The organism is Burkholderia sp. Bp8994 (assembly GCF_003853805.1).
In the GTDB taxonomy this organism is placed as follows: Bacteria; Pseudomonadota; Gammaproteobacteria; order Burkholderiales; family Burkholderiaceae; genus Burkholderia.
In genome coordinates, this window is sequence record NZ_QTQH01000030.1 from 19070 (window position 1) to 32262 (window position 13193).

A 13193-nucleotide genomic window follows, 5' to 3' on the forward strand; every position below is an offset into this window, starting at 1 on the left:
AACGATGCAAGTCCAACCGTATCTGACGTTCTACGGCCGCGCGGAAGAGGCCCTTCAGTTCTACGAAAAGGCGCTCGGCGCGAAGACGATGTTCAAGATGCGCTTCAAGGATGCGCCGCCGAATCCCGAACACGCGATCACGCCCGAGATGGCCGACAAGGTGATGCATGCGAGCTTCACGATCGGCGACTCGATGATCATGTGCTCGGACGGCGACTGCAGCCAGCCGGCCGGCGCCGCGCATGCCGGCTATTCGCTGTCGCTGAACCCGGCGACGGTCGAGGAAGGCCAGAAGTTGTTCAATGCGCTCGCCGACGGCGGCGAAGTGACGATGCCGTTCGGCAAGACATTCTGGGCGCTCGGCTTCGGGATGGCGAAGGACCGTTTCGGCGTGCACTGGATGGTCAACGTCGAAGACCTGTCGCAACGCGAGGATCTCGTGAAACGCGCGCAGGGCTGACACCCGCGAAAACGCCCGCCACTTCGCAGTGACGGGCGTCGTTGCCGCTGCGCGATGCGCGGCCCGCGACACGCGGCCGCGCCGCCCGCATCAACCCTCGACGACGTCGAGATAGTCCTCCGGCCGCGTGCGATCCTCCGCATGCGCCATGCCCATCGCGCGCACCAGCACGCTCACCGCCACCGCCACCACCAGGTTCACGACCAGCGACCACACGGCCGCGTAGCCGGGAATCGCGAGGCCGAACAGGTGGATCGTGAAGATCGAGCTCGCGAGCTTCAGCGACACCGCCATCCACGTGCCGCACACGATGCCTGCCGCCCAGCCGGCCAGCAGGCCGCGATGGTCGAGCAGCCGCGTGTAAAGGCCGAGCACGATCGCGGGCAGCGTCTGGATGATCCAGATCCCGCCGAGCAGCTGCAGCTGGATCGCATAGGTGAGCGGCAGCCCGAGGATGAACGCGACCGCGCCGACCTTCACGATCAGCGACGTGAGCTTCGCGACGTGCGTCTCCTGGTCGTGCGTCATGTCGCGGTTGATGAACTCGCGGTGGATGTTGCGCGTATAGAGGTTCGCGGCCGCGATCGACATGATCGCCGCCGGCACCAGCGCGCCGATGCCGATCGCCGCGAACGCGACGCCGACGAACCACGACGGGAAATACTCGAGGAACAGCGCGGGCACCGCGAAGTTCGGGCCGAACGCCTTGAAGTACGGCGCGTACTGCGGCATGTCCTTCACGCCCGCTGCAAGCGCCATGTAGCCGAGCAGCGCGAGCAGGCCGAGCACGAACGAGTACGCGGGCAGCATCGCCATGTTGCGGCGGATCGAGTTGCCGGACGACGACGACAGGATCGCCGTGACCGAGTGCGGATACAGGAACAGCGCGAGCGCCGAGCCGATCGCGAGCGTCACGTACGCGCTGTAGCCGTTCAGGCTCGCCGCGTCCGGCGCCTTCAGCAGCAGCTTCGCGGGCGGCACGCTCGCGAAGATGTGGCCGAAGCCGCCGAGCTTCGCCGGGATCACGATGACCGCCGCGGCGATCGTGATGTAGATCAGGATGTCCTTCACGATCGCGATCATCGCGGGCGCGCGCAGCCCCGACGTGTACGTGTACGCGGCGAGGATCGCGAACGCGATGATCAGCGGCAGGTCGCCGACGAAGCCCGTCGTGTCGAAGCCGAGCGCGCCGATCACGACTTCGATGCCGACGAGCTGCAGCGCGATGTAGGGCATCGTCGCGAGGATGCCCGTCACCGCGATCGCGAGCGCGAGCATCCGGCTGCCGTAGCGTGCGTTCACGAAGTCGGCGGCCGTCACGTAGCCGTGACGCTTCGCGATGCTCCACAGCTTCGGGAACACGACGAACGCGAACGGGTAGATCAGGATCGTGTACGGCAGCGCGAAGAAGCCCATCGCGCCGGCGCCGAACACGAGCGCGGGCACCGCGACGAACGTATAGGCCGTGTAGAGGTCGCCGCCGAGCAGGAACCACGTGACGATCGTGCCGAAGCGGCGGCCGCCGAGGCCCCATTCGTCGAGATGGGCGAGATCGCCGCGCCGCCAGTTGGCGGCCAGGAAACCGATGATCGTGACACCGATGAACAGGAGCACGAAAACGAAGGTCGCGCCGAGATTCATCGCGCACCTCCCTGCGGGCCGCTCGCCTTCCACGCGTTCTTGGTCTTGAAATAGACGAACGCGGTAATCACCGCGCTAATGAAGACCCAAAGGAGCTGGTACCAGTAGAAGAACGGAAATCCGAACCATTGCGGTTCGATCTTGCTGTACGACGGTACCCACACCATCGCGATCAGCGGTAGTACCAGCAGCCAGAGCCAGCGCTTGGCGGCCCGATTGGCGTCGGCATCGTGAGCCATGACGTCTCCTCATCTTTCCCGGTTATCGATCTTGTCAAGCGGGTGCGGCGGCGAGAGGAGCGGCAAAACGGGTAAGCTGCGGCTCCCCTGGCTTCGCGCCAGTATAGGAGCCGCGAACGCGCGGTCAAGCGGGGGCGAACCCGAGGTGATCCGCCCCCAGTCATGCGGTTGCACCGGCATGCGGCCGGCGCATGAGCGTCAGATCGCGAACGAGGATTCGCGTGCGCCGATCGTTTCTTTCAAAGCTTTCACCCACTTGCGCGCGGGCAGCTTCAGCGTGTCCTCGATCAGTTTCGCGCGGGCTTCCAGCTGCGCGAACGACACGTCGAGCGCGGGGCCCGAGAACGCGATCGCGATCCGGTTGCCGTCGTGCACTTCGGGCAGCGCGATCACGCGATGGTCGAACGCCGCGTTCAGGTGCTTCATGTTGCGCACGAAGCTCGGATGGTCGCCGAACAGGTTGATCGTCGCGATGCCCGCGTCGGCGAGGCAGCCGCGCACCGCGCGATAGAACGCGACGCTGTCGAGCACCGGGCCGCGTGCGGTCGCGTCGTACAGGTCGATCTGCAGTGCGCCCGTCGTGCCGCGGTTGGCCGGATCGTTGACGAAGTCCCACGCGTCGGCTTCGTGCACGACGAGGCGTGCGTCGTCGGGCGGCAGCGCGAACATCGTGCGTGCGGCGACGATCACGGCCGGGTTCAGTTCGACGGCCTCGACCTTCGCGTGCGGCAGGAAGCGGTGCGAGAACTTCGTCAGCGCGCCGGTGCCGAGCCCGAGCTGGACGATCCGCTCGGGCGTTTCGAGGAACAGCAGCCACGCCATCATCTGCTGCGCGTATTCGAGCTCGATGGCGAGCGGCTTCGAAATCCGCATCGCGCCCTGCACCCATTCGGTACCGAAGTGCAGGAAGCGCACGCCGCGCTCTTCCGAGAACGTGACGGGCGCGAAGCGCGGCTTGCGCGGTGCGTCGAGGACGGGCACGTCGTCGTGTTCGTCGATCTCCGGGCGGCGCTTCACGCGCGGCGGCTGGAGCTGTTCGGAGCCGTTGTAGGCGGACGGCTTGCGTTTTTTGAACGCGCGCGCCTCGGCGGACGCGCGCTTGATCAGTCGGGTCATGATTGAATCTCGCTGGGTGACGCTGGATGAGCGGACGAGAGGATAGCATTGGTGGCGGTGGGAACCGTACCGAACGCCTGGTGATGCACGACTTCGACTTCACCGCGCCGTTGGCGCTACGCCGCGTTCATTGATCGAAGGAGGACGCATGACCTCGAACGGCAAGAAGATCTGGTTTCCCGCGAAGCGCAACGGCTGGGGATGGGGTTTGCCTGTCGCATGGCAAGGTTGGGTCGTGCTGCTGCTGTTCGCGACCGGGATCATCGCGAGCGCGTGGCTGGTGCCGCCGCACCAATCGCCGATCGCATACGGTGCCTGCATCGTGGTACTGGTCGCGCTGCTGACTGCCGTTTGCTGGCTCAAGGGCGAGAAGCCCGGGTGGCGATGGGGCAAGGACGATTGATCGTCCGGCGCGACACGCACGCACGTACGATCGCCGTTCTTCGGCAACGAACAACCCGCTTCCCGCCGTCATCGCCCCAAATCGATCGCCCTCTGTCGAACGGCTGAATTGCCCCGGCCTCCCCGCGACGCAAAGATGTGAAGGAACGGCCATCGGCCGGAAGATCACGCGCGCGCTCGCCTTCGTCAACACGCACCGCGGTGCCGCCGGCATCGCCCGTCGGCGTTCACCTCCAGCCTGCCCCGCCCTCACACCGCATGCGAACGGTCGCACCGGGTTCCTGCGCGCACCTTGAAAATATACCCAAATAGGGATAAATTCATCGATGGATCCGTACATCAAACCGCTGTACTGGCTCGGTTCGGCGCGCAAGGACCTCAAAGCGATGCCCGAAGCCGTGCAGGACACGTTCGGTTATGCGCTCTATCTGGCGCAGACCGGACGCAAGCACGAGCAGGCGAAACCGTTGCGAGGGTTCGGATCGGCCGGCGTGCTCGAGATCGTGGAATCGGAAGACAACGGCACGTACCGCGCCGTCTACACGGTGAAGCTCGGGAGCAGCGTCTACGTGCTGCACTGCTTCCAGAAGAAATCATCGTGCGGCATCGCGACGCCGAAGCCGGACGGCGATCTCGTCCGCGCACGCCTGAAAGCAGCCGAAGCACACGCACAAGGAGCAAGACGATGATCGAAATCGAACCGGGCAGCGGGAACGTCTACGCTGATCTGGGCATGCGCGATGCCGACGAAATGCGCGTGAAGGCTCAACTCGCCGCCAAGATCGCGGAGATCATCAAGGCACGCAAATGGACGCAGCAGCAGGCGGCCCGGTTGCTCGGCATGACGCAGCCGAAGCTGTCGAACATGCTGCGCGGGCAGTTTCGCGGCGTGAGCGAAACGAAGATGCTCGAATGTCTGGCGAAGCTCGGACGCGACGTGCAGATCGTCGTCGGGCCTGACCGTCAGTCCGAAGTCGAAGGGCACATCGAAGTCGTATTCGCCGCCTGACGGCAACGTCGTGCCGATGTTCCGGATTGCAGGGCGAGCGACGCGATCGCGTACTGCTGCGTCGCGACGCTCCTCTCCTGGCATCCTTGGTATGTCGATCGGGAGGATCGATGGATCGCCGCCATTTCCTCAAGTCGTCGACCTTTTTCACGGTTGCGGCAGCCACCGGTACGCTCGTCGTTCCGCTGTCGGCCCGATCTGCCGGCACCGCGCGCAAGGGCAGGTATCGGTTCCCGCAAGGCGTCGCCAGCGGTGATCCGCGCGATCGCTCCGTCGTGTTCTGGACGCGCTGCGTGCCCGTCGCCGAGAACGCGCGGCACCGCGCGAAAGGCGTCGCGCACACGATCCCGTTACGACTCGAAGTATCGACGCGGCCGGATTTCTCGACGCTCGTCGCCAGCGTCCCGTTGGGAGCACGCGCCACCTATGACTTCACCGTGCGCGCGAAGGTAACGCAGCTCGCACCGAATCTCACGTACCACTACCGGTTCGTCGCCGGCGGCGACGTGAGTGCCACCGGCGTCGCGCGCACGGCTCCGGATGCCGACGAGGCCAACCACCGCGTTCGCTTCGCATGGCTCACCTGCCAGGACTGGAGCATCAATCACTGGCAAGCCATGCGCCTGCTGGCAGCCGAAAGCGATCTCGATTTCGTCGTGCATGTGGGCGATTACATCTATGAGACGGTTGGGGCCTCGAGACCCGGCACGGTCGAGGCGGCGCACCCGCCGCTGCGCCTGCCTGACGGAAAGCCGCTCGCCGATGGCCGCGTGTATGCCGATACGCTCGAAGACTATCGGACGCTCTATCGCACTTATCGTACCGACGCGCGCTTGCAGACGCTGCACCAGCGCCTGCCGATGATCGCGATATGGGACGACCACGAATTTTCCGACGACTGCTGGCAGGATCACCAGGTCTACACCAACGAGGAAAGGCAGGAGACGCAGCGCCGCCGCAACGCCAGTCGCGCGTGGGCGGAGTACATGCCGGTGGACTGGAGCGACGTGCGCTTCGAACCGGACAATCCGTCGTACACCAACATTCGTATCTATCGCGAATTTCGCTTCGGCACGCTGATGCATCTCGTGATGACGGACGAGCGGCTGTATCGCGACGACCATGTCGTCAGCGAGGCGTCTGTCGCGCGTACACGCGGGCACGACCCGGTCAACGGCGACGACGCAGCCGGCTCGCGCTACTTCGTCAACCAGGGTGTGCTGCAGCGCCTGGAGGCGCAGGCTGCCGCGCAGCTTGGTCGCGCGCCGTCGATGCTCGGCCCGGAGCAGACGCAATGGTGGAAGGCCACGATGAAAGGTTCGCCCGCGACCTGGAAGGTGTGGGGCAACGAGGTGATGTTGAACCGTCTGTGGGCCGTGATGCCAGGCGCGCCGCAGACACCGGCAGCACGCCTCGTGGTCGATTGCGACGCATGGGACGGCTATCCGGCGCACAAGCACGAACTGCTCTCATACCTGAACGAGCAGGGAATCCGCAACGTCGTCGCGATCAGCGGGGACCTGCATGCGTTTCAGTGCGGCGTCGTGCGGGACGACCCCGACCCTGCAAAAGGCACGCCCGTGGCCGTCGACTTCGTCTGCGCAGGCATCAGCAGCGCGTCCTTCTATTCCTACCTGAAAGCCGCATGGAGCGGCACGCCGTTTGCATCGCTGGCCTCCACCCCGGCCAAACTCGACACCTTCCTGACGACGAACAACCCCGATCTGCGCCACGCCGACCACGACGCACAGGGCTATGCGTCAGCCACCGTCACGCCGGAGCTTTTTTGCGTGGTGTTCAACAAAGTAAGGCCGCTGAACCCGGACGGCACCGCGCCCGCGGAGGCCCTGCTCGACCGCACGCTCCTGACCGTGCCCAAGGACTCGGTCGAGGTGCGCGTCGAGCGCTTCTAGGGTCACGCTTCAGAGATGGCGCATGCTGGCGCTGCCATTTTGTTCAGTTTGACATCGGCGTCGATCAGACAGCATGCTGCTGTCGCACCTGCATTTTCTTTCGACGTGACCTGATACGCCGTAACGTCATCGAAGCCTGCCAACATCCGTTCCGGCCATACCGGCTCCATCACACGGGATTTCGTAATCATGAGTCACATCCACTTCATCGGCGGGGAAAAAGGCGGCGTCGGCAAATCGCTCGCCGCCCGTGTGCTGGCCCAGTATTTCATCGATCGGAGCGTGCCCTTCATGGGCTTCGATACCGACCGATCGCACGGCGCGCTACTGCGGTTCTATGCCGATTTTGCCGCGCCTGCCGTGCTCGACCAGCATGACAGCCTCGATCCGGTCATGGAATCGGCGCTCGAAGATCCGCAGCGGCGCATACTGGTCGACCTCGCGGCCCAGACGCGGCAGTCGCTCGCAAGATGGCTCGACGATTCGGACGTGCTGGATTTTGCCGAAGAACACGGCCTCACGTTGACGTGGTGGCACGTGATGGACACCGGACGCGATTCGGTCGATCTGCTGCGGCATTGGCTCGACGAATTCGGTGGACGCATCAGGCTGGTGCTGGTACTGAATGAAGTCCGCGGCGATCGCTTCGAGATTCTGGAGGCGTCCGGCGAACGCGAGCGGGCCGAGGCCCTCGGCGCCAGCGTGATTACGCTGCGCCGCCTGCCCGACACGACGATGCAGAAGATCGATCGTCAAAGCGCGAGCTTCTGGGCGGCGGTCAATCATCCCGACCGCGCCGCCACGGGGCTCGGCTTGCTGGAGCGGCAGCGCGTCAAGGTCTGGCTGCATCGTACTTATGAGGAGCTGGGTACGCTCGCGTTGTAGTGCGGGCCCCTGCGACGGCGCGGAGGGTGCGGCGCGTTGCCGGAATGGCTCATACACGGAAACCTGGAGGTTGCGATGGCCGATCACGACAGACTGCATCCACTCCGTCCGTTCCTGAAGAATTGGGTTTGGGAGCACGGCCGAATCGGGACGCGCTATCTCGACTGCGTCGATGGCGAAATCAAGTTCGATGCAGGCAAGAAATCGCATTTCGCTGCCGAGAAATATATCTACGTGCCGCTGGGCATGAACACTGACGACGACGCATCCGCGGAGGGTCCTGCGATCCACGAGGAAGGACTTGCCCGCTTTTTGCGGGCTGCGCAACTAGGCACGCCAGGGGAAGCCGGTTCTGTAGCGGAGGTTCAGCGCGCGGTGCAGGACTGCGTGGAGATCGGCCTGTTCAGCGCGTATCAACGGGAGGCTCGACAGGCGTTTGCCCGCTACGCGCAGGAAGCCATGTTCGACGACGAGATCCGCGCGGCGGTTGTCGACGACATCCGTCGAATTTACGTCGCCATGCGAGAGCAGCTGGCGCTGTACGATTTCAGTGTGCTCTACGGCTTGCCCACGCCGCTGCTGATCAGCGACACACCGTTCATCGACTGGCGCGTGAGCGCCAGTCCGGCACTTCCGTTCGTATCGCTTCCGCTGGGACCTTACTGCCTGCTGGTAGGCGCGCCGTCGGGCAGGAGTAGCCGAATCGGCCCGGTGGTCTGGAAGGCCGCTGCCGCGATGGGTCCGTTGAAGGACCACAACCGCCGGATCGAGGAGCACGCACGTCTGTGGCTGGTGGCGACCACCGACGACCAACTCGTCGCTGCACAAGGTCGCATTGCCGCGGCCAGGGGCGCCAGGCACCTGCCGCCGCCCACCTGATACCGCTTCACCGGATACTCGGAATCCGGCGCGCCTCAGGTGCGAAGGGCGCGCCAGAGCACCAGTTTCTGTTCGAACGACAACGTCGCATTCGCCGGACTCGACGAAGGCAACACGAGCGTTTCATAACCCGCCGCGCCGATCACATCGGCAAACCGCCCTGCCGTCTTGCCGTTGAAGCAGACTTTCTTCAGCAACGGCGCATGCTCGCGCAACGAAGCAAAGTCGTTCGGCTTCGCATTCCGGATCGCCGAATCGAGACTGCCTTTGCGATGGCATGCATCGAGCACGTCCCAGATGCCGATGCCGTGCGCAAGCACGCGTTCGAGCCGCGCGTCATACACGAGTTCGTGCAGCCCGGGTTCGCCGAGCACCGCACCGAGCAACCGCCAGAACTGGTTGCGCGGATGCGCGTAGTACTGCGCGGCATCGAGCGACGCCTCGCCCGGAAAGCTGCCGAGAATCATCGTATGCGTATGCGGCCCGACGACCGGCGGAAAGCCTTGCAGCATCACGCTGCTCCGCGCGGTCCGACGGAGCGCGGCCCGTCGCCGTGCGCATCGAGATGGCGCCACAGCGCGGGCAACATGCATTCGGTGACCATCAGCGGCTTGCCGCGCCGCTGGAACACCGAGCGCCGCGCGGCGAACGCATGCGGCGCGCGCACGCCCGCGCCGAGCGCATGGCTCGCGAGCGCATACAGCGGATGACCTGCGATCACGCGCCGGCTGACGAGCGCGGAGCGCTCGACCTGCGGATCGCTGTACAGCAGCTCCGCGAGCGGCCGCGTGCGCAGCCGCCGCATCGCCTGCCACACGCCCTTGCTGGCCGCGAGCGGCGCGATGCTGTGCGCGGCGACGTACGGCGTGCCGTCGACCGACAGGATCACCTCGCGAACCCACATCGGCGCGCGCGGCGCACTGTCGAGCGCGTCCGGCTCGTCGAACCACGGACAGTCGACGGCCTCGCGCGTCACGCGCACGCTCACGCTGCCAAGCCGCGCGAGATGCGCGGTCAGCGAACCGCCGCGCGTGAGCCAGTCGCGCTGGTCGAGCGTGCAGCCGGGCCGGGGCGTGTCGCGCCAGCCCGCCCGTGCGCCGTCGAATCGCATTCGCGTGTTCACGCGGTGCGCGACAGCAGCAGCGCGTTGGTCCGCTTCACGAAGCTCGCCGGATCGTCGAGCATCCCGCCTTCGGCCAGCAACGCCTGGTCGAACAGCAGATGGCACCAGTCGCCGAAGTTGGCGCTATCGGCGTTCAGCTGCTTCACCAGCGCATGCTCCGGATTGATTTCGAGGATCGGCTGCATCGCCGGCGCGTTCTGGCCGGCCGCCTTCAGCATCCGCTGCAGATAGCCGCTCATGTCGTTGTCGTCGGCGACGAGGCACGACGGCGAATCGGTCAGGCGGAACGTGACGCGCACTTCCTTCACCTTGTCGCCGAGCGCTTCCTTCATCTTCTCGACGACCGGCTTGATTGCCTCGCCCGCCTGCTCCTGCGCCTTCTTTTCCTCGTCGTTCAGCTCGCCGAGGTCGAGATCGCCGCGCGCCACGCTCGCGAGCGGCTTGCCGTCGAACTCGTGCAGGAACGACAGCATCCATTCGTCGACGCGATCGGTCAGCAGCAGCACCTCGACACCCTTCTTGCGGAACACCTCCAGGTGCGGGCTGTTCTTCGCGGCCTGCCACGTATCGGCGGTCACGTAGTAGATCTTGCTCTGCTCGGGCTTCATGCGCGACACGTAGTCGGCGAGCGACACGTCCTGCGCGTTGGTGTCGCCGTGCGTCGACGCGAAGCGCAGCAGCTTCGCGATGCGCTCGCGGTTCGCGTGATCCTCGCCAAGGCCTTCCTTCAGCACCTGGCCGAACGCGCTCCAGAACGTCTTGTACTTCTCCTTGCCGGCATCCTCTTCCGCGTTCGCGAGCTCCTCGAGCATCGACAGCGCGCGCTTGGTCACGCCTTCGCGGATCGCCTTCACGTCACGGCTTTCCTGCAGGATTTCACGCGATACGTTGAGCGGCAGGTCGGCCGAATCGACGACGCCCTTCACGAAGCGCAGGTATTGCGGCAACAGCTGCTCGGCGTCGTCCATGATGAACACGCGCTTCACGTACAGCTTCAGGCCGCCGCGGTAGTCGCGGTTCCACAGGTCGAACGGCGCGTGCGCCGGCACGAACAGCAGCTGCGTGTATTCGCTGCGGCCCTCGACGCGGTTGTGGGTCCACGTGAGCGGATCCTGGTGGTCGTGCGCGATGTGCTGGTAGAACTGCGTGTACTGTTCGTCGGTGACGTCGCTCTTCGAACGCGTCCACAGTGCGCTCGCCTGGTTGACCGTCTCGTCCTCGTCCTTCAGGACCATCTCGCCCTTTTCCTGATCCCACTCTTCCTTCTGCATCAGGATCGGCAGCGCGATGTGATCGGAATACTTCTGGATGATCGACTTCAGGCGGTGCGACGACAGCAGCTCGTCCTCGCCTTCGCGCAGGTGCAGCGTGATCTTCGTGCCGCGCTGCGCGCGCTCGATCGCGTCGATCGTGAAATCGCCCTCGCCCGCGCTTTCCCAGCGCACGGCTTCGTTCGCCGGCAGGCCGGCGCGGCGCGTCTCGACGGTGATCCTGTCCGCGACGATGAAGCCCGAGTAGAAGCCGACGCCGAACTGGCCGATCAGCGCCGCATCCTTCTGCTGGTCGCCGGACAGCTTCGTGAAGAATTCCTTGGTGCCCGAACGCGCGATCGTGCCGAGGTTCGCGATCGCCTCGTCGCGGCTCATGCCGATGCCGTTGTCCTCGATCGTGATCGTGCGTACCGCCTTGTCGAAGCCGATGCGGATGCGCAGGTTCGGATCGTTCTCGTACAGCGCGTTGTCCGCGAGCCCTTCGAAACGCAGCTTGTCGGCCGCGTCGGACGCGTTCGACACCAGTTCGCGCAGGAAGATTTCCTTGTTGCTGTAGAGCGAATGAATCATCAGGTGGAGGAGTTGCTTGACCTCTGCCTGAAAGCTCATCGTTTCGTGTGCCATGGATGCTGTTTCCTCTTACTTGAACTTGAATGGTGTAGCGCGGGTGCGCCGGCGCGCGATGCCGGCGGGCCCGTCAAGGACGACCGCCTGGCGCAGGCGGTTTGCGCGGGTATCTGGGGACGGGCGAGCGCATTTCAAGGGCGGCGTGCCGCCCGGCGTCACGACGCGCGCCGCGCCGCCGATTCGATATAGCGCGCGAGAAACCCCGGCAGCGCCGGATCGCCGCAGTTCGCGACATTGAAGCGCGTCCATGTCGACGACGACTGCTGCGGCGAGAACAGGCTCCCCGGCGTCAGCAGGAAGCCTTCCTCGTGCGCGGCGGCCGCGAGCGCATCCGAATCGACGCCCGTGTCGGCCCACAGGAACATCCCGGCCGCCGGCATCGTGAAGAGCCGCAGCCCGGTACGCTCGAGCATGCGCGCGGTCTTGTCGCGCACGCCGTCGAGCCGCGCGCGCAGCCGCTCGACGTGGCGCCGGTAGTGCCCTTCGGTCAGGATCTTGTACAACACGCGCTCGTTGAGCTCCGGCGTCGTCATCCCGACCAGCATCTTCTGGTCGGTGACCGCCTTCGCGATCTCCGGCGCGCAGGCGACATAGCCGACCCGCAAATTCGCCGCGAGCGTCTTCGAATAGCTGCCCAGGTAGATCACGCGCTTCAACTGGTCGAGGCTCGCGAGCCGCGTGGCCGAATAGCTCGGCGGGCACAGGTCGCCGTACACGTCGTCCTCGACGACGAGGAAATCGTACGCCTCCGCGAGCTTCAGGATCCGGAACGCCTGCGCGGCCGACAGCGACGTGCCGGTCGGGTTCTGCAGCACCGAATTGATCACGAGCATCTTCGGCCGCCACATCTGCACGAGCGTTTCCAGCGCGTCGAGATCGGGGCCGTCCGGCGTATAGGGCATCCCGACCAGTTGCGCGCCCTGCGACGCGAAGCGGCCGAACATCTGGAACCACGCGGGATCGCCGACGATCACCGCATCGCCGGGACGCACGTAGATCCGCGAGATCAGGTCGATCGCCTGCGTGATGCCCGACACCAGCACGAGCTGCTCGGGCTTCGCGCCGATCTCGACTTCCGCGAGCCGCGTCTGCAGCTGCTGGCGCAGCGGCAGGAAACCCTGCGCGGTGCCGAAACCGAGCATCTGCGCGCCGGACTGGCGCCCGAGCGCGCGCAGCGCACCGGTGATCAGCTCGCCGTCGAGCCAGCGGCCCGGCAGGTAGCCGAGACCCGGCCCTTTTTCCGGGCTGGCGGTATGCAGCATGTTGCGCAGCAGCCAGACCACGTCGATCGTGTTGTGCACCGGCGCGGCCTCGGCCACGCGCACCACGTTGTCGGCCGGCAGCGGGCCGGTGGCCGTGCGCTCGCGCACGTAAAAGCCCGAGCCGCGCCGCGAGTCGAGGTAGCCCTGCGCGACGAGCCGTTCGTACGCTTCCACCACGGTGAAGCGCGACACGCTCTTGTCGAGCGCGAGCTTGCGGATCGACGGCATCCGCATGCCGGGCCGGAACACGCGTTCGTCGATGCGGCGCCGCGCCCACTGGACGAGCTGGTCGACGAGCGTGAGCGTGGCCGTATCGTGCGGCGCGGGAATCTGGGCGAGTGGGACGGTGGACATGGGCGGCGGCTC

Annotated in this window: 15 protein-coding genes; 7 read left to right on the plus strand and 8 right to left on the minus strand. The window is 65.6% G+C overall.

What is annotated here, in order from left to right; translation table 11 throughout:
• Positions 1 to 4: 4 nt before the first annotated feature.
• On the plus strand, positions 5 to 460 hold the full coding sequence (locus DIE04_RS27150) for a VOC family protein (RefSeq protein ID WP_124487186.1): 456 nt from the start codon (positions 5 to 7) through the stop codon (positions 458 to 460).
• A gap of 90 nt (positions 461 to 550) precedes the next feature.
• Here DIE04_RS27150 and mctP read toward each other — a convergent pair whose 3' ends face one another.
• From mctP to DIE04_RS27165, 3 genes are all read right to left on the minus strand, one after another.
• A complete protein-coding gene (mctP, locus tag DIE04_RS27155) occupies positions 551 to 2101 on the minus strand; it encodes a monocarboxylate uptake permease MctP (protein WP_044846438.1) in 1551 nt (516 codons plus the stop codon).
• Positions 2098 to 2340, minus strand: coding sequence for a DUF3311 domain-containing protein (locus DIE04_RS27160; RefSeq protein ID WP_011657556.1), 243 nt, complete (start codon positions 2338 to 2340; stop codon positions 2098 to 2100). Before DIE04_RS27160 ends, mctP begins: the two co-directional genes overlap by 4 nt.
• Positions 2341 to 2538: 198 nt before the next feature.
• The gene (locus DIE04_RS27165; protein ID WP_124487185.1) at positions 2539 to 3456 is read right to left on the minus strand and encodes a spermidine synthase; all 918 of its coding nucleotides are present in this window, start codon (positions 3454 to 3456) and stop codon (positions 2539 to 2541) included.
• Between the two features lie 148 nt (positions 3457 to 3604).
• On the opposite strand from DIE04_RS27165, the gene DIE04_RS27170 reads away from it, so the two are divergent.
• The 4 genes from DIE04_RS27170 to DIE04_RS27185 all read left to right on the plus strand — a co-directional run bounded on the left by DIE04_RS27170 (position 3605) and on the right by DIE04_RS27185 (position 6780).
• On the plus strand, positions 3605 to 3859 hold the full coding sequence (locus DIE04_RS27170) for a hypothetical protein (protein ID WP_124487184.1): 255 nt from the start codon (positions 3605 to 3607) through the stop codon (positions 3857 to 3859).
• Positions 3860 to 4184: 325 nt separating this feature from the next.
• On the plus strand, positions 4185 to 4547 hold the full coding sequence (locus DIE04_RS27175; protein WP_044846435.1) for a type II toxin-antitoxin system RelE/ParE family toxin: 363 nt from the start codon (positions 4185 to 4187) through the stop codon (positions 4545 to 4547).
• Positions 4544 to 4867 carry a helix-turn-helix domain-containing protein gene (locus DIE04_RS27180; RefSeq protein WP_039319579.1) on the plus strand — a complete coding sequence of 108 codons (324 nt, stop codon included), beginning with the start codon at positions 4544 to 4546 and terminating at the stop codon, positions 4865 to 4867. Before DIE04_RS27175 ends, DIE04_RS27180 begins: the two co-directional genes overlap by 4 nt.
• Positions 4868 to 4977: 110 nt before the next feature.
• Positions 4978 to 6780: an alkaline phosphatase gene (locus tag DIE04_RS27185; RefSeq protein WP_124521599.1), complete on the plus strand. Its 1803-nt coding sequence runs from the start codon at positions 4978 to 4980 to the stop codon at positions 6778 to 6780.
• A 2-nt stretch (positions 6781 to 6782) separates the two neighbouring features.
• Here DIE04_RS27185 and DIE04_RS27190 read toward each other — a convergent pair whose 3' ends face one another.
• Positions 6783 to 6971: a hypothetical protein gene (locus tag DIE04_RS27190; protein WP_124521597.1), complete on the minus strand. Its 189-nt coding sequence runs from the start codon at positions 6969 to 6971 to the stop codon at positions 6783 to 6785.
• Between DIE04_RS27190 and DIE04_RS27195 the strand changes: the two genes are divergently transcribed.
• Both DIE04_RS27195 and DIE04_RS27200 read left to right on the plus strand, forming a co-directional pair.
• Entirely contained in the window at positions 6970 to 7665 is a 696-nt protein-coding gene (locus tag DIE04_RS27195; protein WP_039319584.1) for a mobilization protein, read from the plus strand. The two genes, DIE04_RS27190 and DIE04_RS27195, sit on opposite strands and share 2 nt — an antisense overlap.
• Positions 7666 to 7740: 75 nt before the next feature.
• Positions 7741 to 8544, plus strand: a complete 804-nt coding sequence (locus DIE04_RS27200; RefSeq protein WP_124487181.1) for a hypothetical protein — start codon at positions 7741 to 7743, stop codon at positions 8542 to 8544.
• A gap of 35 nt (positions 8545 to 8579) precedes the next feature.
• Here the strand turns inward: DIE04_RS27200 and DIE04_RS27205 are convergent, their stop codons facing one another.
• From DIE04_RS27205 to DIE04_RS27220, 4 genes are all read right to left on the minus strand, one after another.
• A complete protein-coding gene (locus tag DIE04_RS27205) occupies positions 8580 to 9056 on the minus strand; it encodes a DNA-deoxyinosine glycosylase (RefSeq protein ID WP_044846432.1) in 477 nt (158 codons plus the stop codon).
• Positions 9056 to 9655, minus strand: coding sequence for a chorismate lyase (locus DIE04_RS27210; protein ID WP_044846453.1), 600 nt, complete (start codon positions 9653 to 9655; stop codon positions 9056 to 9058). Before DIE04_RS27210 ends, DIE04_RS27205 begins: the two co-directional genes overlap by 1 nt.
• Positions 9656 to 9663: 8 nt before the next feature.
• Positions 9664 to 11562 (minus strand): molecular chaperone HtpG, encoded by a 1899-nt coding sequence (htpG, locus tag DIE04_RS27215; RefSeq protein ID WP_124521595.1) that lies wholly within the window; start codon positions 11560 to 11562, stop codon positions 9664 to 9666.
• A 158-nt stretch (positions 11563 to 11720) separates the two neighbouring features.
• Entirely contained in the window at positions 11721 to 13181 is a 1461-nt protein-coding gene (locus DIE04_RS27220) for a PLP-dependent aminotransferase family protein (RefSeq protein ID WP_124487178.1), read from the minus strand.
• Between the last annotated feature and the right edge of the window lie 12 nt (positions 13182 to 13193).

What these genes read in the sequence shown, in the direction of transcription:
- DIE04_RS27150 (WP_124487186.1), top strand. Translation starts at nt 5, where the DNA reads ATGCAAGTCCAACCGTATCTGACGTTCTACGGCCGCGCGGAAGAGGCC.
- mctP (WP_044846438.1), bottom strand. Translation starts at nt 2,101, where the DNA reads ATGAATCTCGGCGCGACCTTCGTTTTCGTGCTCCTGTTCATCGGTGTC.
- DIE04_RS27160 (WP_011657556.1), bottom strand. Translation starts at nt 2,340, where the DNA reads ATGGCTCACGATGCCGACGCCAATCGGGCCGCCAAGCGCTGGCTCTGG.
- DIE04_RS27165 (WP_124487185.1), bottom strand. Translation starts at nt 3,456, where the DNA reads ATGACCCGACTGATCAAGCGCGCGTCCGCCGAGGCGCGCGCGTTCAAA.
- DIE04_RS27170 (WP_124487184.1), top strand. Translation starts at nt 3,605, where the DNA reads ATGACCTCGAACGGCAAGAAGATCTGGTTTCCCGCGAAGCGCAACGGC.
- DIE04_RS27175 (WP_044846435.1), top strand. Translation starts at nt 4,185, where the DNA reads ATGGATCCGTACATCAAACCGCTGTACTGGCTCGGTTCGGCGCGCAAG.
- DIE04_RS27180 (WP_039319579.1), top strand. Translation starts at nt 4,544, where the DNA reads ATGATCGAAATCGAACCGGGCAGCGGGAACGTCTACGCTGATCTGGGC.
- DIE04_RS27185 (WP_124521599.1), top strand. Translation starts at nt 4,978, where the DNA reads ATGGATCGCCGCCATTTCCTCAAGTCGTCGACCTTTTTCACGGTTGCG.
- DIE04_RS27195 (WP_039319584.1), top strand. Translation starts at nt 6,970, where the DNA reads ATGAGTCACATCCACTTCATCGGCGGGGAAAAAGGCGGCGTCGGCAAA.
- DIE04_RS27190 (WP_124521597.1), bottom strand. Translation starts at nt 6,971, where the DNA reads ATGATTACGAAATCCCGTGTGATGGAGCCGGTATGGCCGGAACGGATG.
- DIE04_RS27200 (WP_124487181.1), top strand. Translation starts at nt 7,741, where the DNA reads ATGGCCGATCACGACAGACTGCATCCACTCCGTCCGTTCCTGAAGAAT.
- DIE04_RS27205 (WP_044846432.1), bottom strand. Translation starts at nt 9,056, where the DNA reads ATGCTGCAAGGCTTTCCGCCGGTCGTCGGGCCGCATACGCATACGATG.
- DIE04_RS27210 (WP_044846453.1), bottom strand. Translation starts at nt 9,655, where the DNA reads ATGCGATTCGACGGCGCACGGGCGGGCTGGCGCGACACGCCCCGGCCC.
- htpG (WP_124521595.1), bottom strand. Translation starts at nt 11,562, where the DNA reads ATGGCACACGAAACGATGAGCTTTCAGGCAGAGGTCAAGCAACTCCTC.
- DIE04_RS27220 (WP_124487178.1), bottom strand. Translation starts at nt 13,181, where the DNA reads ATGTCCACCGTCCCACTCGCCCAGATTCCCGCGCCGCACGATACGGCC.